The sequence below is a fragment of the Pseudomonas sp. KT_2_4 genome (genome assembly GCF_041410225.1).
GTDB classification, from domain to species: domain Bacteria; phylum Pseudomonadota; class Gammaproteobacteria; order Pseudomonadales; family Pseudomonadaceae; genus Aquipseudomonas; species Aquipseudomonas paracarnis.
Genome location: NZ_CP166962.1, coordinates 4,635,522 through 4,662,055, shown reverse-complemented (window position 1 = coordinate 4,662,055; position 26,534 = coordinate 4,635,522). Strand labels below are relative to the sequence as shown.

Below are 26,534 nucleotides of genomic sequence, written 5' to 3'. Positions count from 1 at the left end.
AAACGGAATAATTGGGTTATGTACAGGCTAACGGGCTATAGAAGCCGACGCATAGCCAGAAGTTCAGCTTTTTTCAGTGTTATTTCACGAAATTTTCACGAGCCAAAGCTTCGCACAACTCCAGGATGTTTCCAAAGTGTCGGTAGGATATTTCTTAGGTGACACAGATCGCCGCTGGTCCAGAACTGTGTAGCTTCAGGTTCGCCAGCGGCCAGCAGGTCGCGCTCACCCAGCAAGCGCTTGAGCTGGCGCGCCACAGCGGCGCCGGTATCAATGAGGATGATGCTGGGGGGCAGCATCTGCGCCAGGAGTGGCTTGAGGAAGGGGTAATGAGTGCAACCCAGGATGATGGTGTCGCAACCGGCGCTGAGCAGCGGCTCGACATAGCCTTGCAGCAGGGCGCGCAAGGCCGGGCTGTTGAGGTCGCCGGCTTCAATCAGCTCCACCAGGCCTGGGCACGGCTGGGTAATCACTCGCACATCGGTGGCGAAGCGGTCGAGCAAGGCGGCGAACTTGGCGCTTTGCAGGGTACCGGTGGTGGCGAGCACACCCACCACGCCACTGCGCGTGGCTGCGGCCGCAGGTTTCACCGCAGGCTCCATACCGACCAATGGCCAGTCAGGGTAATCCTGGCGTAAGTCGGCCACGGCGGCGACAGTCGCCGTATTACAGGCAATCACAAAGGCCTTGGCGCCCCGCTCGCGGAAAAACTCAGCGACCGAGCGAGAACGCTCAAGAATGAACGCCGGCGTTTTCTCGCCATAAGGAATGTGCCCGCAGTCAGCCACGTACAACAGTGACTCGTGGGGCAACAACTGCTGGATTTCTTCCAGCACCGTGAGGCCGCCGATGCCGGAATCGAACACACCAATAGGCGCGCCCTTAACCATGCTTTGCCCCGCAGACGCTGCAGCCTGGGTCACGCTTGACGCGCAACTCGCGAAAACGCGTGGTCAGCGCATCGATCAACAACAGGCGCCCCACCAACGGCTCACCAAAACCGGCCAGCAGCTTCAAGGCTTCCAGCGCTTGCAGGCTGCCAACCACCCCCACCAACGGCCCGACAACGCCGGCTTCGCTGCAGGTCAGTTCAGTGTCGCTGCCGTGCCCGTACAAACAGTGGTAACAGGGGCTGTCGGCGCGACGGGGGTCGAATACCGACAACTGCCCCTCAAGGCGAATGGCCGCGCCACTGACCAGGGGTTTGCCGGCGGCGACGCAGGCCGCGTTGACCGCCTCGCGGGTAGAGAAGTTGTCGCTGCAATCGAGCACCAGGTCCACTGCGTTGACCGCAGCGGCCAGCGAGTCGGCATCCAGCGCAGCACGATAGGCGACCAGGGTGACTTCAGGGTTGATCGCCCTCAGGCGCCCCATGGCCGAATCGACCTTGGTCTGCCCCACGCTGTCGGTGTCATGGATGATCTGGCGTTGCAGGTTGGTCAAATCGACTGTATCGAAATCCGCCAGGTGCAATTCGCCCACCCCGGCAGCGGCCAGGTAAAGCGCCACCGGAGCGCCCAGGCCACCCAGGCCGACGATCAACGCGCGACTCTGCTTCAGGCGCAATTGGCCGTCGATGTCGACAGGCTGCAACAGAATCTGCCGGCTATAGCGCAACAGCTCCTGGTCGGTCAGCACGGGCGGCGCCCCAAGGTGATGCGCTCGTGACCGCCGAGATCGATGCGGCTGTGTACGCCGTCAAAGCCCTGGTTCAGCAACAAATCGCGCACGGCCTGGGCCTGGTCGTAACCGTGCTCGAGCAACAGCCAGCCTCCGTCGTTCAGGTGGTCAGGAGACTCTTGGGTGATCAGGCGCAAGTCGTCCAGACCATCGTGCCCCGCCACCAGCGCACTGGCCGGTTCGAAGCGCACATCGCCGGCCGCCAGGTGCGGGTCATTGTCGGCAATGTAGGGCGGGTTGCTGATGATCAGGTCGAAGCGGTGGCCTTGCAGGGCGCTGAACCAATGGCTGTTGAGCACCGTAGCGTTATTGAGGTGCAGACGTTGACGATTGCGCTCGGCCAGGGCCACGGCCTCCAGCACGCGGTCGACCGCCGTGACCTGCCAGGCCGGACGTTCGCTGGCCAGGGCCAAGGCGATGGCACCGCTGCCGGTGCCCAGGTCCAGGATCTGGGCGGGCGTGGCGGGCAGCAATTCCAGGGCAGCTTCCACCAGCAACTCAGTTTCCGGGCGGGGGATCAAAGTGTGCGGTGCTACTTCCAGGTCGAGTTTCCAGAAGCCTTGCTGGCCGAGGATATAGGCCACCGGCTCGCCGCTGCGGCGTCGCTGCAGGTAGCCGGCAAAGGTCAGGGCATCTTCGCTGCTGACGATCTTTTCCGGCCAGGTATGCAGGTAGCTGCGCGATTTGCCCAGGGCAGCGGCCAGCAGCAACTCCACGTCCAGGCGCGCCGTTGGCGAGTCGGGCAGGTCAGCGGCGCGCAGCAGGCTGGCAATGATGGTCATTCAGTCACCTATCGCCGCCAGTTGGTCGGCCTGGTATTCGGCGAGCAACGGCTCGATCACCGCATCCACGCCACCGGCGAGAATTTCGTCGAGGGAGTACAGGGTGAGGTTGACCCGATGGTCGGTAACCCGGCCTTGGGCAAAGTTGTAGGTGCGGATACGCTCGGAGCGGTCGCCGGAGCCCACCAGCAGCTTGCGTTCGCTGGCAATTGCGTTGGCCGCGGCGCTGGTCTGCTGGTCGTTCAACTTGGCCGACAACCAGGACATGGCCCGTGCACGGTTCTTGTGCTGGGAACGTTCTTCCTGGCACTCCACCACAATGCCCGACGGCAAGTGAGTGATACGGATCGCCGAGTCGGTCTTGTTAACGTGCTGGCCACCCGCGCCGGATGAGCGGTAAGTGTCGACGCGCAAGTCCGCCGGGTTGATCTCGATGGCTTCCTGTTCGTCCGGCTCAGGCAACACCGCGACGGTGCACGCCGAGGTGTGGATACGGCCCTGGGATTCGGTCGCTGGCACCCGCTGTACGCGGTGCGCACCGGACTCGAACTTCAGCTTGCCATAGACGTTGTCGCCTTCAACCCGGGCGATGACTTCTTTATAGCCGCCGTGCTCGCCCTCGTTCTCGGAAAGGATCTCCACCCGCCAGCCACGACGCTCGGCATAACGCGAATACATGCGGAACAGGTCGCCGGAGAAAATCGCCGCCTCGTCGCCACCGGTGCCGGCGCGGATTTCGAGGAACACGTTGCGTCCGTCGTTAGGGTCCTTGGGCAGCAACATGCGTTGCAAGTCACCCTCAAGCTCAGCGAGTTTGTCCTTGGCTTCGCGGACTTCTTCCACGGCCATTTCACGCATGTCCGGGTCGCTGTCCTTGAGCAGGGCCTGGGCACCTTCGAGGTCGGCCTGGACTTTCAGCAGGTTTTTATAGGTGGCCACAATGGGCTCAACTTCGGCGTATTCCTTGGAATAGGCACGGAATTTGGTCTGATCGGAAATGACCTCGCCATCGCCGAGCAAGGCGGTCAGTTCTTCGAAACGGTCCTGGAGCACGTCCAGTTTATTGAGCAGTGACGCTTTCATTGCGGTTTTTTATCCGAAGAGCTGTCTGACGCGCCCTCACCGAGGGCAAAGAGTTCCTGGGCCATGGCCAGCGCATCGAGGCGGCCTTCGGCGGTAAGCTTTTTCAACTGGACGCTAGGCGCGTGAAGCAGTTTGTTGGTCAGGCCACGGGCCAATTGCATCAGCACCTCTTCGGCGCCACTGCCATTGGCCAGCATGCGCTGGGCCTTGAGCAACTCTTCATCACGCAGGCGTTCACCCTGCTGACGATACGCCTTGAGCACATCCACTGCCGCCAGTTCACGCAGGCGCACCATGAAATCTTCGGCACCGGTGCTGACCATTTCCTCGGCGGCCTGGGCGGCACCCTGCCGGCTCTTGAGGTTTTCAGCGACCACTTCATGCAGATCATCGACGCTATAGAGGTAAACGTCGTCCAACTCGCCGACTTCGGGCTCGATATCCCGGGGAACGGCGATATCCACCATGAAGATCGGCTTGTGCTTGCGCAGCTTCAACGCGCTCTCGACCGCGCCCTTGCCCAGAATCGGCAATTGGCTGGCGGTGGAACTGATGACGATATCACTGCGTACCAGTTCAGCGGGAATGTCCGACAGCAGCACCGCATGCGCACCGAACTGCTCGGCCAGAATGCTGGCGCGCTCCAGGGTGCGGTTGGCGACCACGATGCGCTTCACGCCAAGATCGTGCAGGTGACGGGCCACCAAGGTGATGGTTTCACCAGCGCCGATCAGCAGGGCCTGGCTGCGCTGCAAGTCGCTGAAAATCTGCTTGGCCAGGCTCACAGCGGCAAAGGCCACGGACACCGGGTTTTCGCCGATGGCCGTATCGGTACGCACTTGCTTGGCGGAATTGAAGGTGGCCTGGAACAGGCGGCCCAGCAATGGGCCGACGGTGCCGGCCTCACGCGCCACGGCGTAGGCGGACTTCATCTGGCCGAGAATCTGCGGTTCACCCAACACCAGCGAGTCGAGACCGGCCGCCACGCGCATCATGTGACGAACTGCCGCATCCTCTTCATGCACATAAGCGCTGGCGCGCAGGTCATCGAGGCTCAAATGGTGATAATCGGCCAGCCAGCGCAGCACCACATCCGCCGAGAGATGTTCCTGCTCTATATAGAGCTCGCTGCGATTGCAGGTCGAAAGAATCGCAGCTTCGCGGCTGTCGGTAAGCCGGCAGAGCTGCTGCAGGGCCTCAACCAACTGCTCTGGCGTAAACGCCACGCGCTCGCGCACGTCTACGGAGGCAGTCTTGTGGTTAATACCGAGTGCGAGGAAGGCCATTCAATATCGCTGATGATGTCGGGAAGCCGACAATTGTCCTACTTCGAAAGATCCAGAACAACCACCGTCGTCTATTGTCCCTATATCTTATGCCTATCAATGCACTTTTGTAGGAGCGAGCAAGCTCGCGCCTACAAAGGAAAGGCAAAAGGCAGCAATAGTCGTATTCCGAGTGCCCCGGTTATGTTTGGCCGAAGGCTTGTGTCATGATGATCCGACCGCAGGTTAGTCGTCCTCTTCCTATATGAATAGATCTTCCGCGTTGCTCCTCGCTTTTGTCTTCCTCAGCGGCTGCCAGGCCATGGCACCCGTGTCGCCGGACGCTACGTCGCCGGTGGAAGACAGCACTCCCGCCCCTGAAAAACCCAAGGTTTATTCCTCGTTCAGTGAAGAAACGATCTACAGCCTGCTGACCGCTGAACTGGCCGGCCAGCGCAATCGCTTCGATATTGCGCTGGATAATTACGTGACCCAGGCCATCAACACCCAGGACCCGGGGATTTCCGAGCGAGCGTTTCGCATCGCCGAATACCTGGGCGCCGACCAGGCAGCGCTGGACACCTCGCTGATCTGGGCCAAAAACGCGCCGGATGATCTGGAAGCCCAACGCGCCGCGGCGGTGCAACTGGCGCGTGCCGGGCGCTATGACGACTCCATGGTCTATATGGAGAAGGTTCTGCAGGGCAAGGGCGACACACATTTTGACTTTCTTGCGCTATCGGCCGCCGACACCGACCAGGACACGCGCAACGGCCTGATGAAGAGTTTCGATCGCCTGCTGCAAAAGCATCCGAAGAACAGCCAGTTGATTTTCGGCAAGGCCCTGCTGCTGCAACAGGACGATGAAGCCGACGCCGCGCTCAACCTCTTGGAACAGAACCCGCCGGAAGAAGGCGAAATCGCGCCGATCCTGTTGCGTGCACGCCTGCTGCAAAGCCTTAACCGCGGCAAGGAAGCGATTCCGCTGCTGGAAAAAAGCATCAAGAAATACCCCGGCGACAAGCGCCTGCTCCTGACCTATGCACGCATGCTGGTTGAGCAGGACCGGATGGAAGACGCCAAAGTGCAGTTCGCCAACCTGGTCCAGCAATACCCGGACGACGACGAACTGCGTTATTCCCTGGCATTGGTGTGCCTGGAAGCCAAGGCCTGGGACGAGGCCAAGGGCTACCTGCAAGAGCTGATCGAACGTGACAGCCACGTGGATTCGGCGCACTTGAACCTGGGCCGCATCGCTGAAGAGCGCAACGACCCGCAGGCGGCCCTGCTTGAATACGCCCAAGTCGGCCCCGGCAATGATTATCTGCCAGCGCAGTTGCGCCAAGCCGACATCCTGATGAGCAACGGCCGCACCGACGAAGCGGAAAAACGCCTGGCCGCGGCCCGCGATGCCGAGCCGGACTATGCGATCCAGCTGTACCTGATCCAGGCCGAGACCTTATCGGCCAACAAGCAGGGCGAACGCGCCTGGAAGTTATTGCAACAGGCGTTGCTGCAATACCCCGACGATTTGAACCTGCTGTACACCCGCGCCATGCAGGCGGAAAAACGCAATGACCTGGCGCAGTTGGAGAAAGACCTGCGCCTGATCATCAAACGTGACCCGGACAACGCCATGGCCCTTAACGCCCTGGGCTACACCTTGTCCGATCGCACCACGCGCTACGCCGAAGCCAAGGTGCTGATCGAACAGGCCCACGCGCTCAACCCGGAAGACCCGGCCGTACTCGACAGCCTGGGCTGGGTGAATTACCGCCTGGGCAACCTCGACGAGGCCGAGCGCTTACTGCGCCAGGCGCTGGAGCGTTTCCCGGACCAGGAAGTTGCCGCACACCTGGGCGAAGTGCTCTGGGCCAATGGCAAGCAGCGCGAAGCCCGACAAATCTGGGAAAAGTTCCTCAAGGAACAACCCGACAGCCCTATCCTGCGCAGCACCATCAAGCGCCTGACCGGATCCGAGACCCTTTAAGCTTATGTTCTTGCGCCACATTATCGTTTTCAGTTTCATCGCCCTGCTCGCCGGTTGCGCGGGCATCGGCAGCCGTGAATCCGTTGAAGGCCAGGGCAACCCGGCACAATGGAAACAACACAAGGACCAGCTCAGCAGCATCGATGGCTGGCAGATCGAGGGCAAGGTCGGGGTGCGTGCGCCGAAAGACTCCGGCAGCGGCACCCTGTTCTGGCTGCAACGCCAGGACTACTACGACATTCGCCTCTCGGGCCCCCTGGGTCGTGGCGCAGCCCGCCTGACTGGCAGGCCAGGGCAAGTAAGCCTGGAAGTGGCCAATCAGGGCCGCTACGAGGCAACCTCTCCGGAAGAACTGCTGGAGCAGCAGATTGGCTGGAAGCTGCCCGTCTCTCATCTGGTCTGGTGGGTCCGCGGCCTGCCGGCACCTGACAGCAAGAGCCGGCTGAGCCTCAATGGCGACAGCCGCCTCGCCACCCTGGAGCAGGATGGCTGGCAGGTCGAATATTTGAGCTACGTGGAGCAAAGCGGCTATTGGCTTCCCGAACGTATCAAGCTGCATGGCACCGACCTTGATGTCACGCTGGTGATCAAGGACTGGCAACCGCGCAAACTGGGGCAATAACGTGTCCGCACAAAAATTGACCCTGCCCTCCCCGGCCAAGCTCAACCTGATGCTGCACATCCTTGGCCGTCGTGAAGATGGCTACCACGAGTTGCAGACGCTGTTTCAGTTTCTCGACTACGGCGATGAGCTGACCTTTGCCGTGCGTGAGGATGGCGTAATCCAACTGCACACCGAATTCGACGGCGTGCCCCACGACAGCAATCTGATTGTGCGGGCAGCCAAAAAACTTCAGGCACAATCCGGCTGCCCACTTGGCATTGATATCTGGATCGACAAAATCCTGCCCATGGGCGGGGGTATCGGTGGCGGCAGCTCCAATGCCGCGACCACTTTGTTGGGCCTCAATCACTTATGGCAACTGGGCTGGGACCACGATCGCCTTGCTGCGCTGGGCCTCACGCTGGGCGCCGACGTCCCGGTTTTCGTGCGGGGGCACGCCGCATTTGCTGAAGGCGTTGGGGAGAAACTCACCCCTGTAGAGCCCGAAGAACCTTGGTATGTCGTGCTGGTGCCGCAAGTATCTGTAAGTACAGCAGAAATTTTTTCAGATCCGTTGTTGACACGTAACTCTTCTCCCATTAAAGTGCGCCCCGTTCCCAAGGGAAACAGTCGAAATGACTGCTTACCGGTTGTAGCAAGGCGTTATCCAGAGGTACGTAACGCTTTGAATTTGTTAGGTAAATTTACCGAAGCAAAATTAACCGGCACTGGAAGTTGTGTGTTTGGGGGCTTCCCAAGCAAAGCTGAAGCTGATAAAGTCTCGGCCCTTCTTACAGAGACCCTTACAGGGTTTGTAGCAAAAGGAAGCAACGTTTCGATGTTGCATCGCAAGCTGCAAAGTCTGCTCTAAAAGGAACCGAGTGTTAGGCACTCGTTGCAACAGATACAGGGGCGTCGCCAAGCGGTAAGGCAGCAGGTTTTGATCCTGCCATGCGTTGGTTCGAATCCAGCCGCCCCTGCCATTTTCTAATACTCATCCAGGTTACCCTCAGCCTCTAGGTACTGCGCGTGTCCAAGATGATGGTCTTTACGGGGAATGCCAACCCCGATCTGGCTCGACGTGTCGTACGTCAGCTGCATATCCCTCTCGGTGACATCTCTGTCGGTAAATTCTCCGACGGCGAAATTACAGCCGAGATCAATGAAAATGTCCGCGGTAAAGACGTCTTCATTATTCAGCCGACCTGCGCTCCGACCAACGATAACCTGATGGAACTCGTCGTGATGGCTGATGCCTTCCGCCGCTCCTCAGCGACTCGAATCACAGCTGTAATCCCTTACTTTGGTTATGCCCGTCAGGATCGCCGTCCGCGCTCCGCACGTGTAGCTATCAGCGCGAAAGTCGTTGCTGACATGCTGACCGTGGTAGGTATCGACCGTGTGCTCACGGTTGACCTGCACGCTGACCAAATCCAGGGGTTCTTCGATATTCCGGTAGATAACATCTACGGCTCCCCCGTCCTGGTGGATGACATCGAAGACCAGCGCTTTGAAAACCTGATGATCGTGTCCCCGGACATTGGTGGCGTCGTGCGTGCACGGGCTGTTGCCAAATCCCTGGGCGTGGACCTCGGGATCATCGACAAACGCCGTGAGAAAGCCAATCACTCTGAAGTGATGCATATCATCGGTGATGTCGAAGGGCGCACCTGTATTCTGGTTGATGACATGGTCGACACCGCCGGCACGCTGTGCCACGCGGCGAAAGCCTTGAAAGAGCACGGTGCAGCAAAAGTCTTCGCCTACTGCACACACCCTGTGCTGTCGGGCCGAGCGATCGAAAACATCGAGAACTCCGTGCTGGACGAACTGGTGGTGACTAACACCATCCCGTTGTCCGCCGCAGCTCAAGCCTGTGCACGTATCCGCCAACTGGATATTGCACCGGTCGTTGCCGAAGCGGTTCGCCGCATCAGCAATGAAGAATCGATCAGCGCGATGTTCCGTTAAGGGTCAAACCAACGGATCACCTCACTGACGAAAAGCGCCCCGCCCCAGCATTCCGCTGGGGCGGGGCTTTTTTGCCCATATCGAGTTCGGCGCTGGTCGCAAACGCCCCTCGATGATGGCTATTTTGGAGATACAACATGAACGAATTTACTCTGAACGCCCAAGCGCGTACTGACCTGGGGAAAGGTGCGAGCCGCCGCCTGCGTCACGCCGCCAACATCCCAGCCGTTGTCTACGGTGGTAACAAGCCTGCTGAATCCGTGACCATCCTGGCCAAGGAAATCGCCAAGCTGTTCGAAAACGAAGCTGCCTACAGCCACGTTATCGAGCTGAACGTCGACGGCGCCAAGCAGAACGTCATCGTTAAAGCGATGCAGCGTCACCCTTCCAAGCAGTTCATCATGCACGCTGACTTCGTTCGCGTTGTAGCTGGCCAGAAACTGACCGCCATCGTGCCTGTGCACTTTGTGGGTGAAGAAGCTCCGGTCAAGAAAGGCGGCGAGATCTCTCACGTCCTGAACGAAATCGAAGTGACCTGCCTGCCGAAAGACCTGCCTGAGTTCATCGAAGTCGACCTGTCGGCTCTGGAAATCGGCGCCATCGTTCACCTGTCCGACCTCAAGGCCCCTAAAGGCGTTGAGTTTGTCGCACTGGCTCACGGTGATGACAAAGCTGTTGCCAACGTTCACGCTCCACGCGTTGCTCCAGAAGAAGCTGAAGAAGGCGCTGCAGAGTAATTCACTCTGTATTGCCGGAGCTTGAGGAAACATCGCGGACCGAAACGTAGCGAGAAAGCGGGCGATAACGCGGCGTTTACTCTTGAGTAAATGATGTAGTGTCGTCCACTTTCGCCGCACCTGGGTACGGCGATGTTATCCACAACTCCAAAGGAAGGGCTCCTGTCGTGACTGCCATTAAACTGATCGTTGGCCTGGGAAATCCAGGCGCCGAATACGAACAGACCCGGCATAACGCGGGGGCCCTTTTTGTTGAGCGCATCGCCCACGCCCAAGGCGTCAACCTGGTGGCCGATCGCAAATATTTTGGCCTGACCGGGCGCTTCTCGCACCAGGGTCAGGATGTTCGTCTACTGATTCCCACCACCTATATGAACCGCAGCGGCCAGGCTGTCGCGGCGCTTGCGGGCTTCTTCCGGATCAAACCCGAAGAAATCCTGGTGGCCCATGACGAACTGGACTTGCCACCCGGCGTAGCCAAGCTCAAGCTCGGCGGCGGGCATGGTGGGCACAATGGCCTGCGTGACATCATCGCGCAGTTGGGCAATCAGAATAATTTTTACCGTCTGCGGCTCGGCATTGGCCACCCAGGCGTTGCCAGTATGGTTTCAAATTTCGTCCTGGGTCGTGCGCCACGCGCCGAACAGGAAAAACTCGATGCCAGCATCGATTTTGCCCTCGGCGTGCTGCCGGATATCTTCGCCGGTGAATGGAACCGTGCGATGAAAAACCTGCACAGCCAGAAGGCCTGACTCTTATCCGAGGGGAAACACCATGGGATTCAATTGCGGCATCGTCGGCCTGCCCAACGTCGGCAAGTCCACCCTGTTCAACGCCCTGACCAAGTCCGGTATTGCGGCGGAGAACTTCCCCTTCTGCACCATCGAACCCAACAGCGGCATCGTGCCGATGCCGGACCCGCGTCTTGACGCACTGGCGGCCATCGTCAATCCCAAGCGCATCCTGCCGACCACCATGGAGTTCGTCGACATCGCGGGCCTCGTCGCCGGCGCCTCGAAAGGTGAAGGCCTGGGCAACAAGTTCCTGGCCAACATCCGCGAAACCGATGCTATCGCCCACGTGGTCCGCTGCTTTGAAGACGAGAACGTGATTCACGTCTCCAACAGCGTCGACCCCAAGCGCGACATCGAGATCATCGACCTGGAACTGATCTTCGCCGACCTCGACAGCTGTGAAAAGCAACTGCAGAAAGTCGCGCGTAACGCCAAGGGCGGCGACAAGGATGCAGTGGTCCAGAAGGGCCTGCTGGAGCAGCTGATCGCGCACTTCACCGAAGGCAAGCCTGCGCGCAGCCTGATGAAGAACATGGGGGCCGATGAGAAGGCCGTGATCAAGGGCTTCCACCTGTTGACCACCAAGCCTGTGATGTACATTGCCAACGTTGCCGAAGACGGCTTCGAGAACAACCCGCTGCTCGACGTGGTCAAGGCTATTGCCGACGAAGAAGGCGCCATCGTTGTTCCGGTGTGCAACAAGATCGAAGCGGAAATCGCCGAGCTCGATGACGGCGAAGAAAAGGACATGTTCCTCGAGGCCCTGGGCCTGGAAGAGCCTGGCCTGAACCGCGTGATCCGCGCAGGCTACGAAATGCTCAACCTGCAGACCTACTTCACCGCCGGTGTCGAAGAAGTCCGCGCCTGGACCGTCAAGGTCGGTGCTACCGCGCCACAGGCTGCTGGCGTGATCCACACCGACTTTGAGAAAGGCTTCATCCGCGCCGAAGTGATCGCCTACAACGACTTCATCCAGTTCAAGGGTGAAGCCGGTGCCAAGGAAGCCGGTAAATGGCGCCTGGAAGGCAAGGACTACATTGTTAAAGATGGCGATGTGATGCACTTCCGCTTTAACGTGTAAGCACCACCGCAGTATTGACTGCGAACAAAAAGCCGATGCATTGCATCGGCTTTTTTGTGGCCGGTATTTAAGCTTACAAATAAAAACACATATCCAAATACTCAACTATCTCAGAATCTTCCTACTTACCTTTTTCGACGGTTTAACCAAACTAAAGCCGAGCACATTAAAAACTTAAACTTACAGTCATTTTCCTACATTATTCCGGCACATAACTACCTCTTCGCCGGGTGACAACTTTTATATTCTGCGTTCTACTGAGTTGGCGCTTGCACACCGCCCTTCTACAGTGAAGTACTAGCGAACAGGGAGTACACATCGATGTCGGCCTACGTCCAGAAGGATAATACAACAGACGTTTCACTCATCGATGGTCAGGAAATTGAAACCACACTTAACAACACTGCCGCGCTTAACGTTGACATCCTGCTGTTGGGAGAAACGGGTACCGGCAAAGATACGCTTGCACAACGGATTCATCGCTTATCGGGTCGACGAGGTAATTTTGTCGCCGTGAACTGTGCGGCCATCCCTGAAAGCCTGGCGGAAAGCCAGCTGTTCGGTGTCAACAGCGGCGCCTACACCGGGGCAGTGCAATCAAGGGCTGGATTTGTCGAAGCCGCCCACTTGGGTACTCTGTACCTTGATGAGATCGACAGCATGCCCTTGAGCCTGCAAGCCAAGCTACTGCGTGTGCTGGAGTGCCGCGGGGTGGAGCGCCTGGGTTCGACTCGGTTCATTTCCGTGGACATGCGCGTCATTGCATCGGCCCAGCAATCCCTGCAAATCATGGTCGACCAGGGCGCCTTCAGGCGTGATCTCTACTTTCGGCTGAATGTCGTGAACATCGAACTGCCCGCCCTGCGCGATCGGCGCGAGCGCATCATCCCGTTGTTTCTGCAGATGATTCAGGAAGAAGCAGACCAGTTCAATTGCACACCTCCATCGCCTTCTGACGGCCTGTTGCATGAACTGCTCTGCCACCCCTGGCTGGGTAATGTTCGCGAGCTACGCTCGGCGGCGAAACGGTTCGTCCTGGGCCTCCCGCCGCTCTCAGCGCCCGCCTGCCGTCAGCCGCCCCCTCAGACGGACCTGAAGGCACGCCTTCAACAAATTGAAAAAGCGTTGATTGAAGAGTCGATGTACCGTCACCAACACTGTGTGGATACCGTAGCCATTGAGCTGGGGGTTGCGAAGCGCACGCTGTATTACAGAATGAAACAATTGAACATATCATTGGCATAAGCTTGATCACGCCCGGTTCAAAAATCTTATAGTCAAAACCTCAATGATACGAGCCAGCACATGAAGAGCTGATAGTTTCTCAAATATTGAGGATCATATTTCGTTACACCTCCGCTCAAAACTTTTGGAACGCATCCGTTTTATAGGCCACACAATTATAGCTGCAAAATATGTCAACAGCGTCATATCTATGATGATGTTACGGGCAGCGAATACAATTCTTAATTCACAAAGGACCCTTATATGTCAACTATTACCTCAGGTTCGATCTATTCACAAGCGTTGGCAAACACGTCTAACCCATTCACTAAATTTAACGGAGGCACAGGAGACGGATTTGCTGGAGGTGGCGAAGATGGCGCCGAAGGCATCTTCGAAAAGATGAAGGCTGATGCCATAAAAAACGGCTGGAGAAGCGCTGAAGTGAAAAACATTCAAGGGTTGATCCGGTCGGGGTCCGGTCAATAATTATCGGGTGATCGATTACCTTTCAGGCTCTCTAGTCCGAAAGGTAATCATCCCCCCTCCCGACAGGCCAGTGTGTACGCCTGTAAAGCTGCGCCCACTTTGATCGAGTAAACCGCCATGCGAATAGCAAACGACCCTTTCTCACAGAAAGGCAGCAGTACGGAACATACCCGTGCAGCCAAGGAACAGTCGCCAGACGGTATGGATGCCAGTTTTTTCACATCGATGCTTGAACGCCCCACCAACACGACTTCTGCCAAGCCTGAAGTCTCGCTCCTTTTGACAGAGGCCTCAAAGCACCTCAGTCACTCAAGAGATGGCTTCGCAAAAATAATCCGCTCAACTAAAAAAGGTATAGATGTTGAGGCCATCAGTACTTACCCACGAGAGTTATATAGCGCACAACTCACATCACAACTCATGGTGAAATGTCTGGCCAAGACAACACAGTGCATCGACAAGATCAGTAACATGCAGTCCTGAGCATGAATAACTCTCTGCGTGTCGTTTTAGTTTTGATCATGGCTTTTATACTGAGCGGATGCGGTGACCGAGTGGAACTTCATCGCCAATTGTCCGAGCAAGAAGCCAATGAGGTCGTCGCCGAATTGGCTGATAAACATATTCGTGCGCAAAAGACCCCGGCCAAAGATGGCGTCGTCGTAACGGTCAATACAAACGACATCGGGCGCGCCGTACGTACCTTGGAAGCGGCAGGCCTTCCTCGACTTGCCCGGACCACCATGGGGGATACATTTCGCAAGGAAGGGGTCATTTCCACCCCCCTGGAAGAGCGTGCCCGCTACATCTATGCCTTATCCCAAGAGCTTGAAACCACCTTGTCCAAGATCGATGGCGTTATTGTCGCACGCGTGCATGTAGTGTTGCCCGAGCGCATTGCGCCAGGAGAGCCGGTCCAACCTGCATCTGCCTCCGTGTTTATCAAGCATGATCCACGCCTGGATCCCGACAACATCCGTGCGCGGGTCCGCAGAATGGTGGCAAGCAGTATTCCCGGGATGACCACAGCGGTGGATAACCCGCAAAAACTCACTGTGGTGTTTGTACCTGCCTCCACTTATCAGGAACAGCAACGCCTGGTGTATTTCGGCCCCTTCCTGGTGCCTGGCGACGATCTCGGCTTCTGGCGAACCAGCATAATGATTGTGCTGCTCGCTCTGGTTTCGGCCGTGGCCGCCATGATCTTCCTCCAAGCGCGGCGCAAGCGTCACTCCCAGGAGCCGGCCATTAAAGGCGACTCAGCGGGGTCAACGCATGGCACCTAGACCCGACCCCCTCATGCGTGAACAACTGGCCTGGGCTCAGTGGTGGGCTTTTCCCTGGAAGCAGGCCCACGAAGACTGGCGAGGTGAGGAGTATCGTGCGATTGAAAGGCTTTTTTACAACGGCCGGTCAGTGCCCGACAACCTGACGGGTTTTAAAGCCTGCTTGCCTGCTGCGCCTCACGCTACCGTGCTTCGGTTGGCCCTGGCCACGACGGATCAACTGAACCTGGGGCTGGCATTGGTCACGCACATATTCAATCCCGAAGCGTCATCACCATTGAGTGAAAGTCATCACCAGTGGTGCATGCGCCTCTCCATGGCACTGCACCCCTCCATGCTGCCCCCACATTCCGATCCACTGCGACTGCTTCATAGCTGGGTTGAACCGGCTATCTGGCAGCGTCTTCGATTGCGCTTTCCCCGTACACGTGTGAGCGAGGCTGAAATAGCAAACGCCCCACTCGAACATGCAAGCGGCCGATTGAACACTCTCTGGCAGGCCGTCGTCTGGCGCGTCACGACCATGGCGAGCGGCAACACGCCCCTGTCTCGCACAGGTGAGGAAAACAGTAATGTTATGCCGACATACTATTGAGTTACGCAATGACGCATCCGGCGCACGAGGAAGCCTTATCAAGCGCGAAGAGCTTGCCCATTGGGAACACGCCAACCACCTCTTGAGCCACGCCAAGGCACAGGCCGACGAATTGATAAGTATGGCCGAGAAAAAATGCGAGGCCATGCTTGAACAAGCCTCATTGGAAATCTGGCAACGCGCAGATGCACAACTCAAGCAATGGGAACGCGACCGTCAAACGATGCGCGACAACCTTGAACACTATGCGACCTCCATAACCAACCAGGCCATTCGCTGCTTGCTCGGCGAGACGACTGCCCCGCAAAGGCTCGCAGCACTGTTAAAGCACTTGCTGGAGAGCCAAGTTCAGGAAGTCAGCGCGACGCTGCTCTGTCATCCCCTTGATCTTGAGGAAATAAGGCAGAGCCTTGCACGCCACAAGAGCAACGCCTGGAAGTTAAGCGCCGACGACACAGTTCATCTTCAGACCCTCGTACTGAAAACAGATGAGGGCGACTTCCGTATCAGCTGGAACGCCATGCTCGACACTTTTTTCAAGCAGGATAAAGAGTACTTGATCGAGATTTAATCCTACGAACATAGAGACTTTCTTTATGTTAATCACTCAGAGCTGACTGTTTAAATTCATCCATCGACAATAGAAAACCGAGGAAAAATCATGGATTTTTTCAAAGAACTGACTCATTCGATTGCCCGAAATAAAACATCGACATACAAGGAGTTCAAAGCCGGCTTCGAAGAAAGCCTGGCCGCCGAAGACAGCGAACTCTTTCACAACTTGGTAACGCGTAGAGAGGTCACCTTTGCGCTTTATAACGAGCACGGTAAAACCGTCAACCAAATGCTTAAAACAACTATTGAAAGCTTCCAGTAGATGAAGGCGCTCGTGAGTGACTGGTTGAGCAGCGGAAAGGAAAAAATCGCTCTATTTGAGGGCGACGACGAAGTCACCCTGCAACGTCAGGGAGACACCGTTTTATTGGGGGCTCAACTGACCTCTTCTCTACCCGATAACTCAGCCTTGCAAGGCTGGCTGCGCCTGGGCGCGGCCAGCTTGAATCATTTTCAAGGTGCATTGGCTCAAAAAGCCGACACGGGAGCGCTATGGGTGATTAACAGCCTGCGCGCCGACCGTGGAGAAGCCGGCCTGCTTGGCTGCCTTGAAGCCCTGCTCAACCAACGCGACACATGGCGCGCAATCAATGCACGACTTGCTCGCCCAGTTCAAAACCTCAAACCCACCCCGCTAAGTTCACGTTCGTACTAATCAGAGAACTGTCTATGTCTAACAAGACCCATAAGGGCAATCGCTCGTACCTTGGCTCGCCTGCCGTTACAGCCAAAAGAACCCACTGGCGGAATGTGTTTTTGTTTTCCTGGTTGCTGGTTTCAGCACAAAGCGCGCTGGCCGCCATCCCTTCGGAATGGAAAAACACCGCCTACGCTTATGAAGCCGAGCATAAGCCGGTGCGCGAGGTACTCGAAGATTTCGCCCAGACCTTCGGTACACAGCTGCAGATCGAGGGCCTGCTGGAAGGCATCGTCAATGGCAAGATACGCGCTAACACCCCGCAGTCATTGCTCGACCGCCTGGGGGTAGAGCATCGCTTCCAATGGTACCTGTACAACAACACGCTCTACGTCAGTACTCTGGACCAGCAAGAGTCAGCGCGCCTGGAGGTCTCCTCCGAGACCATTGCCGACCTCAAGCAAGCCCTCACTGATATCGGCCTGCTCGACAGCCGCTTCGGTTGGGGTGAGTTGCCCGACGATGGCATCGTGTTGGTCTCAGGGCCTCGGCGCTATATCGAGCAAGTCAAACAGTTCAGCAGCCAACGCCGCTCGGTGGACGAAAAACAGAGCGTGCTGAGTTTCCCGCTGAAGTTTGCCAATGCAGCGGATCGCCACGTGGATTATCGCGGCCAGAAGATCACCATTGCCGGTGTTTCCAGCATTGTGCGGGGCTTACTGGAGCCACGCTCCAACGCGACACCCCCTGCGTTAGCCCAGCGCCCCGCCTCACAGCCCGCCCCTCTCGTACCCAACGTTCCCCGCTTGAGCAACCCGTTGCTGGGGCAGATGCTCGCTACAAACAGCACTCCCATGCCAATGGATATTGGCGCCACACTCACCCCGCGGGCGCCGGCACCCACCAGTCGCATTCGCGTCGAAGCCGATATGCGCAATAACGCGGTGCTCATTTATGACCTGCCAGAGCGCCAGGCCATGTACCGCGAGTTGATCGCTCAACTCGATGTGGCGCGCAAGTTGGTGGAAATCGATACGATCATTCTGGATATCGAGCGCACCCAATTGCGTGAATTCGGCGTGAACTGGGGGTTTCAGAACAGCCGTTTCCGTGGTGGTGCAAATATGGCGCCCGGCACATCGCAGCAGTTGTCGATCGAGAATCGCGACCGTTTCTATGCTGACATACGCGCCCTGGAAGCCAAGGGGCTGGCGACCATGGTGTCCAACCCCTCCGTGCTCACCCTGGAAAACCAACCGGCGGTGATCGACTTCAACCGCACTCAGTACCTGACACCCGGTCGTCAGAACGCAACCATCCTGCCGGTCACCGTGGGTACCAGCGTGCAGGTCGTGCCCCGCGTCATCACCAGCCGAGGCAGCCATCAGATTCACTTGGTGGTGGATATCGAGGACGGTACGTTCGATGAGTCCAACCCCAATCGTGACCTCAATAACTTGGATGTGCGCCGCGGTAACGTCAGTACCCAGGCGGTCATGGCGGAAAAACGCTCAATGGTGGTGGGCGGATTCCATGTCACGGAAAGCACCGACAAGCACAACAAGGTGCCGCTGCTGGGCGATATCCCACTGCTGGGCAAGGCGTTGTTCTCTTCAAGCGAACGGCAGAACAATCGGCGTGAACGCCTGTTCATCATCACCCCACGCGTCATCGGCGACCAGGCCGATCCGTCCCGCTACTTGCCTCAGGCAGACCAGGCCGAGTTGCAGACGGCCCTTGCACCACTGGCCAGGCGCAACGCCCCTCACCAGCCCGAGATCAAGCGTAGCGACATCATCAGCACGTTGGCGCATCTGGTGACGGGAGAAGTGCCCAAGGCCTTCAAGTTGGCGCCCATGCCCCTGGGATTGAACACGCTGTGCAGCCCCCGCGACTTGCTGGCGCTGAACACCGAGCGCAGCCAATGGTACGCAGGCCCCGAGTACAACGTCGCCGTCGTGGTGATGCGCAACCAGTTCAACCGCAATGTGCGCATCGATGAAAAAGAATGCAGCAACTCGCAGACTTTGGCCGTCACCGTGTGGCCACGCGCCTGGTTGAAGCCGGGAGAAGAAGCCGAAGTCTTTATCGCCATGCGCCCGGTGAAGAAGGATGAACACCTCAGCGTACCGCGCCCTACCTTGATTACTCCTGTCAAAAAGGCCCGACCATGAAGCATCAATTGTTGTGCGTCACCCTGATCGGTGCGGCGCTGCTCGTCAGCGCTTGTACCCCAACATGCAAAGGCGACTCCTGCTCACGCCCGCAGTCGACCGCGCAGAAGATGGTGATCTGGTGGCCATCGCACATGCGCGTCCAGACTGGACCATCCGGGGAGCGCGCGGACTACCAGACGGTATCGCTGGAGCGATGAGCACGACGCAAATGCCCGGCAACCAACCCCAGGTAGTGCTGAACGACCTGGTGAGCGGCGCTGCCGCTCACCAGTCCCTCGCGCCCGGTATCAAAGTGTGCACGTTGCAGGCGGGCAATCGCCCGGGGCTGGCTCTGCATGTCGCTCGCGAAGCGTTGCAAGCCGGGCAATTGCAACGGATATTACAGCGCCGCTTTGAGCAGGCCCTGGTCTTCGAGGGGTGCTTTGTCTACCTCGATGCCCAGGGCGCCATGGTGATCTGGCACGCGCTGCCAACACCGCCCGGCAATCTGGACAGGACGCTGAGCCGGATGCTCTCGCTGGCAGGTCTCAGTGTCCTGGACCCACGATCCACTCGCTGATCAGCGCTGGTCAAGCTCCGGGAGCTCCAGCGTCTCGCGTTTGGCGTCATCGTCCAGCTCGCGCAAGGTGCGATAGATCAACGCCACGGCCTGCAGGGTTTCGCGAGGAATGCTGGCTCCCAACTTTTTGGTGTAGATCGTACGCGCCAACCACACACACTGAATCACGGGCACCTCGGCGGCCTTCGCGCGCGCGATCAGTTTTCGCGCCTCGTCGTCCGTGCCTTTACTGATCAGCAGGGGCAGAGGCGTCTTGCCAGGACGGTAATACAGGGCGACCGCAAAGTGCGTCGGGTTGACTACCAGCATGTCTGCCTCTTCCAGCTTGGGCAGTTTGACCTTCGGTTCCTCCTGGGCCAATTGCTGCGCCAACTGACGGCGCTGCCCCTTCACATGAGGGTCGCCTTCCATGTCTTTGTATTCTTTGACGACCTCAACCTGTGTCATGCGCATACGCTTGGCGAAGAAGTGCTTCTGCAACGTCAGATCGATCAACGCCAACACCAGCAACAGCCCCAGGCAGGCATGCAGCAAGTGACGGAACAACGCGATCAGCGCCAGTAGGTAACTCTGCAGATCGCTGTTGGCAAGATTGATCAACGCCCCCAAAGAGGGCCAAACCACCACGTACACAATCAGGCCCAGGAGGAACGCCTTGGCTATGCTCATCAACAGATTCATCAAAGACTGGGCAGAAAACATCTGCTTGATCTGGCTGATAGGGTTGAGGCGATTGAAATCCAGCTTGAGCGTTTGCGGGGCGAACAACAAGCCGAACTGCATCCAGCTGCCAATCAGCTTCGCAGCAATTGCAAGCCCGGCCATCAGCAGAGAGAACGAGAAAAACATGACCAGGCCCTCCACCAGTACTTCTTCCAGCACTCGCACAAACGGCTGGCTCAAGCGCGACATCGGGAACACCATCAGTTGCTGAAAGCGCTGCAAACTGGTCTCGGCAGTGAACAAGGCGACTTCACTGATAGCCGTCAGTGCCAACAGCTTGCTCACATCCTGGCTTTGCGCGACCTGACCTTTCTTGCGTTGGTCACGCAGTTTCTTGGCGGACGCCGGGTGCTTTTTTTCCCCCGAATCACTCACGATGCCGAGACCGAGAACAAAAGCCCCAGATAGTGCTTAAGGTCACCCAGCTGGCTCATACGCCCGACAATAAGATCCTGCAACAATGCAAAGTACAGCAACAAAATACCGATTCCCGCCAGGCATTTGACCGGTGGCGCCAAGGTACTCACTTGCAATTGCTGGCTGTAGACGCCCAGCAACGCGATGCCAAACTCCAACAGCAACAACACGGCAATAAAGGGCGCAGCGTAAAGCATCATGTGCATGAACGTGTCACTCAGCATCCCGACAAATACGCTCATGCCATCAGCCGCTGGAAACGGAAACCACACGGTGGGTGGCCAGATCAGATAACTGTCCCAGATCACCTGGGTCAGCGTGCCCAACCCCAGAACGGCCATCAACAGGTAAATCGCCAGTTGCTTGAACATGTGCCCGATCGGTGTCGCGTCCGGCCCCAGTGACGGGTTAAGTTGGCCACCTGCCAAGGCTCCACGCTGGTTGTCCAGCAGTGCCCCGACCGACTCGAACATCCAGAACGGCATCGCCAGCAACACCCCGAGCAGCAACCCCAGGACCACTTCCTTGATCATCAGCGCACCGAGCATGATTGCTGAAGGGTCCTGCCCTGCCAAAGCTGCGTGAATACCCGGCGCGGGCAGCAGCGCCAGGACCATCACGATGGTGTGCCGAGGCAGGCCTCGCACGTGCTGAAAACAAAACGCCGCCACCAAAATGCCACAGGGGTAAATACGCGCCATGCCAATCACCAGGCTGGGCAGGTAGTCAAGATAAAGCAGCACAGGCAACGCCTCAGTTCAGGGCCGAACGGCCGATCATTTCAAACGTCAGGTTGATCAGCTGGATCAACTCAACGCCAATCCAGCGGCCCGTCAGGATCAATGTGACACCCACCGCCACCAGCTTGATACCAAAGGGTAATGTCTGGTCCTGGATCTGCATCAGTGCTTGTACCAGGGAAGTCAGTACCCCCACCACCACCGCCACGATCAGCGGCGGCGCCGACAGTACAACCACCAGCAACATGCCCTGCTTGAACAGCACGATAGGTTCCATACGCCACTCAGAGATAAGAAAGGAACAGGCTGTCGAGCAACCGCGACCAGCCAGACACCAGCACGAACAGCAGCAGCTTGAGCGGCAGGGAAATGGTCATCGGCGAGACCATCTGCATACCCAGCGCCAGCAGCAGGTTGGAAACAATAAGGTCGATCACGATGAAGGGGATATATATCAGGAACCCGATCTCGAACCCCGCCTGCAATTGCGAAAGCACAAAGGCCGGAATCAGCAGGATAAGATCCTCACGCTGCACCTCCTGCGCCATTTTCGCTGGCCACAGACGTGCGGTATTTTCCAATAGATGGGTCAGCACATCCGGGTCCACATTACGCAGCATGAAGGCACGCAAGGGGTTGATGGCCTCATTGCCGGTACTCAGAAACGTTTGCACGTTGGTCATGTCCAGAGGCGAAGCCTTGAGGTTCTCGGCGATCTCGTAACCCACCGGCGCCATGATGAACAAGGTGGCAGCCAGGGCGATTCCGTTGATGGCCATGCTTGGAGGCACCTGTTGTACGCCGATGGCATTGCGGGTAATCATCAGCACAATCACGATTTTCAAGAAGGCTGTGCAGACAACCAACAGCATGGGCATCAACGACAACGCCCCCAGAAATACCGCCAGAACTACCGGGTCCAGCCCCTGAAGAATCATCGACCGAACACCACTCGGGACAACTGCAACCCCAGACGCCCGTCAACTTCCACCAACTGTCCCTGGCCGATGGGTCGATCACCGTAATACAGTCCCGCCGTGCCCGGGGCGAAACCGGCAATGCCCAATACCGAGCCGGGCACGAGGTTACGCAGCTCCCCCAGGGTAAGGTTCAGTGTTCCGCAGCGTACGTTCAGCGTCATGCTCAACTCATCGAACGGCTCGGGGCCGAATACGTCCATGACAGGTTCATCGTTTTCATGCCCCGAGTAATGAGGTACAGCTAAATCTTCGTCCACGGACATGTCCTCGATAGAAGTAAGAATGAAACGTAACCGCCCGTTGTCATCGTCAATGCCCCCGTGCAGGCGCTCTCTGCCAACCTGCACATAGCCGCTGCCCAGGGCCTGGAAGAAGGTCTGTTCAAGCACCAGCACATCGCCGGTCCGCAGGCTACTGGCCTGTACAATCGGTAACCGCAACCGCCCAAGGGTCACGGCAATTGCCAATTGAAACGACAACGGCAGTGGCGCAGCCGTGGCCCGCCAGGAACTCGCCTCGTGCAAGGCCAAAAAGCTTTCGGGGCTCAACCAGGCATAACCCTCAGCCCAGGATGCCCCCAGGGTCACGGTGAGGCGGCAGCCAAACCCCCTTGGTCGCTCGGTGTGCAGCAATCTCACATAACCCAACAACGACCGCACTTCGGGGCTCAGGTAATACTGGAACAACGCCCAGAACCAGGAGTCTGGTTCGTTGTCGGCCCCAGCGAGGGTCACCGGACACTCGCCCATCAGGCTGAGCAACGGCCCTGCCTTAGCGAGCGCCAGCACGCCGCACTGCGTGTCAAAGCACACCGCTTCACTGCCAACTGGCGCACGTCCAGGCTCAAGCCGCAGCTCACCGGCCTGACCCGCGACATGGAACGGCAGGTACAGGCCGCGCCCCAGTCGGTTGCGTGCGGCAACCAAGTCGCTCTTGATCGACGGGAATGTCAGTAGCGGTACGATCATAGGTTGCCGACGCTTGGCACAAGTACGCTGACTGGCCGCCCCAGCGCTTGCGCAAAACGTTCCTCACACTGCTGTCGTACGCCACTGAGCCAGCGTGCCGTGGCGCCCTGTTCAGCTTCCAGCTCAATGGTCCAGGCGCTCTGTTCTCGGCGCACGCTGGCATTGATCCGTCCCAGACGTGGCAAGTACAACACTGCCTGCAACGGCCATTGCGAACCGGCCAATACACGCGGCGCCAGCTGTTCGGCGAGCGCCTCGATCATGGCGATACCGGATGCTGATTTTTTTCCCGATAAGGAGGCTCCCGTCCCTGTGCCCTCACGCTCATCAGCAAACAGCCGCGCAAACAGTCGCCCTTGTTCCCAGGGCACCACGCCCGCTGTTCCCGGCTCACGTTCTTCCCGAGGCTCACGCAGGGGCGGTCTTTGAGGGGGTTTATTAGCAACCTTAGTCATGCCGGCTCCCGTGCCAGTAAAAGTGATAACTCCTGTAACTTTTCAACCTGTCGCAAGCATTCGGTGGCTTGCCTCTGGGCTTTGCCAACGTGGCTTTCTTTTACTGGCCGTTGGCTGCGCAACGCCTCAAGCTGCCCCTCTTCTCGCTGGGTGCTGGCGGATAAGGAGTGTTCCTGCGCGCGCCAGGATTTCAGCCCCTTCAAGGTCAGGGTCTGGCCCTGATGCTGACTGAGCAACTGCGCACTTTGCCGGGCTTCCTCCTGCCGAGTCTGTTCAAGTGCTTCCTGGGCCTGCTGGATGTGCGCAAGCAGGGCCTGCTGCGCACGCTTGGCCTCACGCAGGGCACGCTCGGCCCGATCGGCCCGGTGCCTGCGCAGGCGCCGCAGCGTCTCCACCTCACCGAGCAGTACGTCAGAATGGGACATGGGCGGTCAGCTCCTTGAGTTGCTCCAGCGTGACAGCCATCGGTGTCGGCTCACGCAAATCCTGGCGCAGGAAACCATCCACCGCTTGGCGACTGTTCACCGCCAGGTCCGTCAGGGCATCGCTGCCAGGCTGGTACTCGCCCAGCTTGAGCATCAACTCAATCTGCTGGTACGCCGATAGCAAACGCCGCAACGCCGTGCCCGCCTGGATATCCGCAGGTTCTGCGACGTTGCTCAATATTCGTGAAAGGCTCGCCAGCACATCCACCGCCGGATAGTGCCCACGCTCGGCCAATTTGCGCGACAGCACGATATGGCCGTCAAGCAACGAACGCACTTCGTCGGCCACTGGGTCGTTCATGGAGTCCTGCTCGATCAGCACCGTGTAGATCGCTGTGATCACACCGTCACGGGTCAACCCGGCGCGTTCCACCAGACGCGGCAGCAAGCTGTACACCGAAGGCGGCAGACCACCGCGTCCCAGGGGCTCACCGGCAGCCAGGCCAATTTCGCGCTGGGCCCTGGCGAAACGAGTCAGGGAATCAATCAGCAACAACACCCGTTGCCCCTTGCGCCGGAAACCTTCAGCCAACGCCGTGGCGGTGAATGCAGCGCGAGCGCGCTCCATGCTGGAGCGATCAGACGTAGCACACACCAGTACCGCTTTGGAGCGCAGTTGCTCATCCAGCTCATGGTCGAGAAACTCACGCAACTCGCGGCCTCGCTCGCCGATCAGGCCGAACACGATGACGTCGCATTCGACGTTACGGGCGATCTCGGCCAACAAGGTCGTCTTGCCGCAACCGGCCCCGGCGAACAGACCGACGCGCTGGCCTTCACCCAGCGTCATCAAGCCATCAATGGAACGCACCCCAGTGGCCAGGGCACGGTTGATCCGCGGGCGCTCGGTGGGTAACGGCGCTTCACACAGCACCGCACTGGTATCGGGCAGTTCAGCTTCGACAAACGCACTGGCGCCCTGCCCCGTAATCGGTCGCCCGAAACCATCCAGTACTTGGCCCAACAGCGCCTCGCTGACCTGCACACGATGCGAAACGCCCAGGCGCTCAACGCCAGCGCCCACTCGTACGCCTTCCAGATTACCCAGGGCACTGAGTACTGCATCCTGCTGATCAAAGCCGATGATTTCGGCGAGCATGAAATCGCCCGGCCCTTTTTCCACTTGGCACAAATCGCCGATGCGCGCCTGAGGCAATCGGCATTGCAGCAACATGCCATTGACGCGCTGGATGCGACCACGCATCGCCACTGGCGCAAAGCTGCTCAGCGCCTGGGCCTGGCGCTGTTGCCAGGCGTCGAGACGCGCTTGCAATTGCGTACTCACCAAAGCACCTCATAACGCTGCGCACCGTCGAAAACCACCTTGCTGTTGTCGATCAGCACCAGGCGCAGGCCGTCTATCTGATCCCCCAGAAAAAGCCGGCTGCCCTCTTCCAGAACCACGTGGCCGTTCGGTCCGCCCACTATCTGCACAATCCTGAACGGCAAGGCCTCATCGCGCACACGGACACGACTGATCACCGGCACCGCACTGTCGAATTGCTCACCAAAACGGCTGAGCATCCGCGACACCAACTCCACATCTTCCTGGGAAACATCCCCGCTCAGCACGACTTGGCCGTTGATCACCTGCAAGCCGATGCGCGGGTTCAACTCACGCTCGCCAAGCATCTTCACCAACTGTTGGCGCACATCAATCGGTGAGGCCAGTTCCTGTTTTCCAGCCACCGCAGGCATCAGCGAAGCCTGGGCCTCATGCTCCCCTGTCGAGACCATGCCCACTACGGCGATGATGATCGCCATCACCAGCACCAGGCTGATCAAGCGCTTTTGCTGCGAGGGCGCAATGGCGGACAACATCAGTGCCTGCACGGGTTCATCCGGCGATGGCACCGCTGCGGCCGCCGGCGCCACAGGCTCGGGCCACGGTTGATCCGCCAGGGTGACGCACAACCTTACGCTGCCCACCAGAAAGGGCACGTTCAATGCCAGATTCGGGATCTGCGCCATGGCTTGCCCAGCAGCCCCGTACAACAGTTCCGCCTGGGCCTGCACCGACCAGTTAGCCTCAAAAAAGCGCAGCAACGCATGCTGCTCGGCAACCCCTGGATCGTTCAGCACCAAGTCAGCATCTGCCTGGGCGCCAATGCTCCATTGTTCGCCAAACAACGGCAACGCAGCGCCCTGGCGCTGGCCATCAAGCACCCTTAGCTCATACATTATCGAGCCCTCCTTC

Annotated in this window: 32 protein-coding genes and 1 tRNA gene; 19 read left to right on the top strand and 14 right to left on the bottom strand. The window is 58.3% G+C overall.

Going from position 1 to position 26,534, the window contains the following annotated elements:
• Positions 1-95: 95 nt before the first annotated feature.
• The 5 genes from murI to hemA are packed head-to-tail and all read right to left on the bottom strand — an operon-like array spanning position 96 to position 4,831.
• Entirely contained in the window at positions 96-890 is a 795-nt protein-coding gene (gene murI, locus AB9N64_RS21365; RefSeq protein ID WP_014716837.1) for a glutamate racemase, read from the bottom strand.
• Positions 883-1,638, bottom strand: a complete 756-nt coding sequence (locus tag AB9N64_RS21360; RefSeq protein ID WP_014716836.1) for a molybdopterin-synthase adenylyltransferase MoeB — start codon at positions 1,636-1,638, stop codon at positions 883-885. The genes murI and AB9N64_RS21360 overlap by 8 nt, the downstream gene beginning before the upstream one ends.
• The gene (prmC, locus tag AB9N64_RS21355; RefSeq protein WP_069868928.1) at positions 1,632-2,462 is read right to left on the bottom strand and encodes a peptide chain release factor N(5)-glutamine methyltransferase; all 831 of its coding nucleotides are present in this window, start codon (positions 2,460-2,462) and stop codon (positions 1,632-1,634) included. Before prmC ends, AB9N64_RS21360 begins: the two co-directional genes overlap by 7 nt.
• Positions 2,463-3,545: a peptide chain release factor 1 gene (gene prfA, locus AB9N64_RS21350; protein ID WP_014716834.1), complete on the bottom strand. Its 1,083-nt coding sequence runs from the start codon at positions 3,543-3,545 to the stop codon at positions 2,463-2,465.
• Positions 3,542-4,831, bottom strand: a complete 1,290-nt coding sequence (hemA, locus tag AB9N64_RS21345) for a glutamyl-tRNA reductase (RefSeq protein ID WP_003188356.1) — start codon at positions 4,829-4,831, stop codon at positions 3,542-3,544. The genes prfA and hemA overlap by 4 nt, the downstream gene beginning before the upstream one ends.
• A 244-nt stretch (positions 4,832-5,075) precedes the next feature.
• Between hemA and AB9N64_RS21340 the strand changes: the two genes are divergently transcribed.
• The 19 genes from AB9N64_RS21340 to AB9N64_RS21250 all read left to right on the top strand — a co-directional run bounded on the left by AB9N64_RS21340 (position 5,076) and on the right by AB9N64_RS21250 (position 19,569).
• A complete protein-coding gene (locus AB9N64_RS21340) occupies positions 5,076-6,800 on the top strand; it encodes a tetratricopeptide repeat protein (protein WP_014716833.1) in 1,725 nt (574 codons plus the stop codon).
• 4 nt (positions 6,801-6,804) lie between these two features.
• Positions 6,805-7,422 (top strand): lipoprotein insertase outer membrane protein LolB, encoded by a 618-nt coding sequence (gene lolB / locus AB9N64_RS21335; protein ID WP_003188354.1) that lies wholly within the window; start codon positions 6,805-6,807, stop codon positions 7,420-7,422.
• A 49-nt stretch (positions 7,423-7,471) separates the two neighbouring features.
• Complete coding sequence (gene ispE / locus AB9N64_RS21330; RefSeq protein ID WP_178114207.1) at positions 7,472-8,275, top strand: 4-(cytidine 5'-diphospho)-2-C-methyl-D-erythritol kinase; 804 nt, start codon at positions 7,472-7,474, stop codon at positions 8,273-8,275.
• A 37-nt stretch (positions 8,276-8,312) separates the two neighbouring features.
• Positions 8,313-8,387 (top strand) — tRNA-Gln (locus AB9N64_RS21325).
• 46 nt (positions 8,388-8,433) lie between these two features.
• Positions 8,434-9,375, top strand: coding sequence for a ribose-phosphate pyrophosphokinase (locus AB9N64_RS21320; protein ID WP_003171603.1), 942 nt, complete (start codon positions 8,434-8,436; stop codon positions 9,373-9,375).
• Positions 9,376-9,512: 137 nt separating this feature from the next.
• On the top strand, positions 9,513-10,112 hold the full coding sequence (locus AB9N64_RS21315) for a 50S ribosomal protein L25/general stress protein Ctc (protein WP_003188351.1): 600 nt from the start codon (positions 9,513-9,515) through the stop codon (positions 10,110-10,112).
• 167 nt (positions 10,113-10,279) lie between these two features.
• Positions 10,280-10,864 (top strand): aminoacyl-tRNA hydrolase, encoded by a 585-nt coding sequence (gene pth, locus AB9N64_RS21310; RefSeq protein ID WP_010213318.1) that lies wholly within the window; start codon positions 10,280-10,282, stop codon positions 10,862-10,864.
• Between the two features lie 22 nt (positions 10,865-10,886).
• A complete protein-coding gene (ychF, locus tag AB9N64_RS21305; RefSeq protein ID WP_014716830.1) occupies positions 10,887-11,987 on the top strand; it encodes a redox-regulated ATPase YchF in 1,101 nt (366 codons plus the stop codon).
• 321 nt (positions 11,988-12,308) lie between these two features.
• Positions 12,309-13,232, top strand: coding sequence for a sigma 54-interacting transcriptional regulator (locus AB9N64_RS21300; RefSeq protein ID WP_014716829.1), 924 nt, complete (start codon positions 12,309-12,311; stop codon positions 13,230-13,232).
• A 243-nt stretch (positions 13,233-13,475) separates the two neighbouring features.
• Entirely contained in the window at positions 13,476-13,700 is a 225-nt protein-coding gene (locus tag AB9N64_RS21295) for a hypothetical protein (protein ID WP_014716828.1), read from the top strand.
• Between the two features lie 117 nt (positions 13,701-13,817).
• Complete coding sequence (locus AB9N64_RS21290) at positions 13,818-14,183, top strand: type III secretion protein (protein WP_371359659.1); 366 nt, start codon at positions 13,818-13,820, stop codon at positions 14,181-14,183.
• Between the two features lie 2 nt (positions 14,184-14,185).
• The gene (gene sctJ / locus AB9N64_RS21285; RefSeq protein ID WP_014716826.1) at positions 14,186-14,986 is read left to right on the top strand and encodes a type III secretion system inner membrane ring lipoprotein SctJ; all 801 of its coding nucleotides are present in this window, start codon (positions 14,186-14,188) and stop codon (positions 14,984-14,986) included.
• Positions 14,987-14,999: 13 nt separating this feature from the next.
• Positions 15,000-15,581, top strand: a complete 582-nt coding sequence (locus tag AB9N64_RS21280; protein ID WP_236598424.1) for a type III secretion protein — start codon at positions 15,000-15,002, stop codon at positions 15,579-15,581.
• On the top strand, positions 15,559-16,152 hold the full coding sequence (gene sctL, locus AB9N64_RS21275; protein ID WP_014716824.1) for a type III secretion system stator protein SctL: 594 nt from the start codon (positions 15,559-15,561) through the stop codon (positions 16,150-16,152). The genes AB9N64_RS21280 and sctL overlap by 23 nt, the downstream gene beginning before the upstream one ends.
• A 90-nt stretch (positions 16,153-16,242) precedes the next feature.
• Positions 16,243-16,458, top strand: coding sequence for a hypothetical protein (locus tag AB9N64_RS21270; protein ID WP_014716823.1), 216 nt, complete (start codon positions 16,243-16,245; stop codon positions 16,456-16,458).
• Positions 16,459-16,851 (top strand): hypothetical protein, encoded by a 393-nt coding sequence (locus tag AB9N64_RS21265; RefSeq protein WP_014716822.1) that lies wholly within the window; start codon positions 16,459-16,461, stop codon positions 16,849-16,851.
• Positions 16,852-16,865: 14 nt separating this feature from the next.
• The gene (gene sctC, locus AB9N64_RS21260; RefSeq protein WP_014716821.1) at positions 16,866-19,007 is read left to right on the top strand and encodes a type III secretion system outer membrane ring subunit SctC; all 2,142 of its coding nucleotides are present in this window, start codon (positions 16,866-16,868) and stop codon (positions 19,005-19,007) included.
• Positions 19,004-19,207, top strand: a complete 204-nt coding sequence (gene hrpT, locus AB9N64_RS21255; RefSeq protein ID WP_371359658.1) for an HrpT family type III secretion system protein — start codon at positions 19,004-19,006, stop codon at positions 19,205-19,207. The genes sctC and hrpT overlap by 4 nt, the downstream gene beginning before the upstream one ends.
• Entirely contained in the window at positions 19,204-19,569 is a 366-nt protein-coding gene (locus tag AB9N64_RS21250; RefSeq protein ID WP_240961761.1) for a transcriptional regulator, read from the top strand. Before hrpT ends, AB9N64_RS21250 begins: the two co-directional genes overlap by 4 nt.
• On the opposite strand, the gene sctU is transcribed toward AB9N64_RS21250, so the two are convergent.
• From sctU to AB9N64_RS21205, 9 genes are read right to left on the bottom strand one after another with little or no spacing between them, the layout of a single operon-like run.
• Positions 19,570-20,667: a type III secretion system export apparatus subunit SctU gene (sctU, locus tag AB9N64_RS21245; protein WP_020301452.1), complete on the bottom strand. Its 1,098-nt coding sequence runs from the start codon at positions 20,665-20,667 to the stop codon at positions 19,570-19,572. It abuts the gene before it with no gap.
• On the bottom strand, positions 20,664-21,452 hold the full coding sequence (gene sctT / locus AB9N64_RS21240; RefSeq protein ID WP_014716817.1) for a type III secretion system export apparatus subunit SctT: 789 nt from the start codon (positions 21,450-21,452) through the stop codon (positions 20,664-20,666). The genes sctU and sctT overlap by 4 nt, the downstream gene beginning before the upstream one ends.
• 10 nt (positions 21,453-21,462) lie before the next feature.
• Positions 21,463-21,726: a type III secretion system export apparatus subunit SctS gene (gene sctS, locus AB9N64_RS21235; RefSeq protein WP_014716816.1), complete on the bottom strand. Its 264-nt coding sequence runs from the start codon at positions 21,724-21,726 to the stop codon at positions 21,463-21,465.
• 7 nt (positions 21,727-21,733) lie between these two features.
• Positions 21,734-22,387, bottom strand: coding sequence for a type III secretion system export apparatus subunit SctR (gene sctR, locus AB9N64_RS21230; protein WP_014716815.1), 654 nt, complete (start codon positions 22,385-22,387; stop codon positions 21,734-21,736).
• Positions 22,384-23,397 carry a FliM/FliN family flagellar motor switch protein gene (locus AB9N64_RS21225; RefSeq protein ID WP_014716814.1) on the bottom strand — a complete coding sequence of 338 codons (1,014 nt, stop codon included), beginning with the start codon at positions 23,395-23,397 and terminating at the stop codon, positions 22,384-22,386. The genes sctR and AB9N64_RS21225 overlap by 4 nt, the downstream gene beginning before the upstream one ends.
• Entirely contained in the window at positions 23,394-23,852 is a 459-nt protein-coding gene (locus AB9N64_RS21220; protein WP_014716813.1) for a type III secretion system HrpP C-terminal domain-containing protein, read from the bottom strand. Before AB9N64_RS21220 ends, AB9N64_RS21225 begins: the two co-directional genes overlap by 4 nt.
• Positions 23,849-24,277 (bottom strand): YscO family type III secretion system apparatus protein, encoded by a 429-nt coding sequence (locus tag AB9N64_RS21215; RefSeq protein ID WP_014716812.1) that lies wholly within the window; start codon positions 24,275-24,277, stop codon positions 23,849-23,851. The genes AB9N64_RS21220 and AB9N64_RS21215 overlap by 4 nt, the downstream gene beginning before the upstream one ends.
• Positions 24,264-25,622 carry a FliI/YscN family ATPase gene (locus AB9N64_RS21210; RefSeq protein WP_014716811.1) on the bottom strand — a complete coding sequence of 453 codons (1,359 nt, stop codon included), beginning with the start codon at positions 25,620-25,622 and terminating at the stop codon, positions 24,264-24,266. Before AB9N64_RS21210 ends, AB9N64_RS21215 begins: the two co-directional genes overlap by 14 nt.
• On the bottom strand, positions 25,619-26,518 hold the full coding sequence (locus tag AB9N64_RS21205; RefSeq protein ID WP_038448786.1) for an FHA domain-containing protein: 900 nt from the start codon (positions 26,516-26,518) through the stop codon (positions 25,619-25,621). The genes AB9N64_RS21210 and AB9N64_RS21205 overlap by 4 nt, the downstream gene beginning before the upstream one ends.
• Positions 26,519-26,534: the final 16 nt, after the last annotated feature.

Coding starts and splice junctions, on each gene's coding strand:
- ispE (WP_178114207.1), top strand. CDS start 7,472: ATGCTGCACATCCTTGGCCGTCGTGAAGATGGCTACCACGAGTTGCAG.
- sctL (WP_014716824.1), top strand. CDS start 15,559: ATGTTATGCCGACATACTATTGAGTTACGCAATGACGCATCCGGCGCA.
- prfA (WP_014716834.1), bottom strand. CDS start 3,545: ATGAAAGCGTCACTGCTCAATAAACTGGACGTGCTCCAGGACCGTTTC.
- AB9N64_RS21340 (WP_014716833.1), top strand. CDS start 5,076: ATGAATAGATCTTCCGCGTTGCTCCTCGCTTTTGTCTTCCTCAGCGGC.
- sctC (WP_014716821.1), top strand. CDS start 16,866: ATGTCTAACAAGACCCATAAGGGCAATCGCTCGTACCTTGGCTCGCCT.
- hrpT (WP_371359658.1), top strand. CDS start 19,004: ATGAAGCATCAATTGTTGTGCGTCACCCTGATCGGTGCGGCGCTGCTC.
- sctJ (WP_014716826.1), top strand. CDS start 14,186: ATGAATAACTCTCTGCGTGTCGTTTTAGTTTTGATCATGGCTTTTATA.
- AB9N64_RS21250 (WP_240961761.1), top strand. CDS start 19,204: ATGAGCACGACGCAAATGCCCGGCAACCAACCCCAGGTAGTGCTGAAC.
- sctS (WP_014716816.1), bottom strand. CDS start 21,726: ATGGAACCTATCGTGCTGTTCAAGCAGGGCATGTTGCTGGTGGTTGTA.
- sctR (WP_014716815.1), bottom strand. CDS start 22,387: ATGATTCTTCAGGGGCTGGACCCGGTAGTTCTGGCGGTATTTCTGGGG.
- AB9N64_RS21270 (WP_014716823.1), top strand. CDS start 16,243: ATGGATTTTTTCAAAGAACTGACTCATTCGATTGCCCGAAATAAAACA.
- prmC (WP_069868928.1), bottom strand. CDS start 2,462: ATGACCATCATTGCCAGCCTGCTGCGCGCCGCTGACCTGCCCGACTCG.
- murI (WP_014716837.1), bottom strand. CDS start 890: ATGGTTAAGGGCGCGCCTATTGGTGTGTTCGATTCCGGCATCGGCGGC.
- AB9N64_RS21205 (WP_038448786.1), bottom strand. CDS start 26,518: ATGTATGAGCTAAGGGTGCTTGATGGCCAGCGCCAGGGCGCTGCGTTG.
- AB9N64_RS21220 (WP_014716813.1), bottom strand. CDS start 23,852: ATGACTAAGGTTGCTAATAAACCCCCTCAAAGACCGCCCCTGCGTGAG.
- AB9N64_RS21265 (WP_014716822.1), top strand. CDS start 16,459: ATGAAGGCGCTCGTGAGTGACTGGTTGAGCAGCGGAAAGGAAAAAATC.
- hemA (WP_003188356.1), bottom strand. CDS start 4,831: ATGGCCTTCCTCGCACTCGGTATTAACCACAAGACTGCCTCCGTAGAC.
- AB9N64_RS21290 (WP_371359659.1), top strand. CDS start 13,818: ATGCGAATAGCAAACGACCCTTTCTCACAGAAAGGCAGCAGTACGGAA.
- AB9N64_RS21300 (WP_014716829.1), top strand. CDS start 12,309: ATGTCGGCCTACGTCCAGAAGGATAATACAACAGACGTTTCACTCATC.
- lolB (WP_003188354.1), top strand. CDS start 6,805: ATGTTCTTGCGCCACATTATCGTTTTCAGTTTCATCGCCCTGCTCGCC.
- AB9N64_RS21215 (WP_014716812.1), bottom strand. CDS start 24,277: ATGTCCCATTCTGACGTACTGCTCGGTGAGGTGGAGACGCTGCGGCGC.
- ychF (WP_014716830.1), top strand. CDS start 10,887: ATGGGATTCAATTGCGGCATCGTCGGCCTGCCCAACGTCGGCAAGTCC.
- AB9N64_RS21225 (WP_014716814.1), bottom strand. CDS start 23,397: ATGATCGTACCGCTACTGACATTCCCGTCGATCAAGAGCGACTTGGTT.
- AB9N64_RS21295 (WP_014716828.1), top strand. CDS start 13,476: ATGTCAACTATTACCTCAGGTTCGATCTATTCACAAGCGTTGGCAAAC.
- AB9N64_RS21280 (WP_236598424.1), top strand. CDS start 15,000: ATGCGTGAACAACTGGCCTGGGCTCAGTGGTGGGCTTTTCCCTGGAAG.
- AB9N64_RS21315 (WP_003188351.1), top strand. CDS start 9,513: ATGAACGAATTTACTCTGAACGCCCAAGCGCGTACTGACCTGGGGAAA.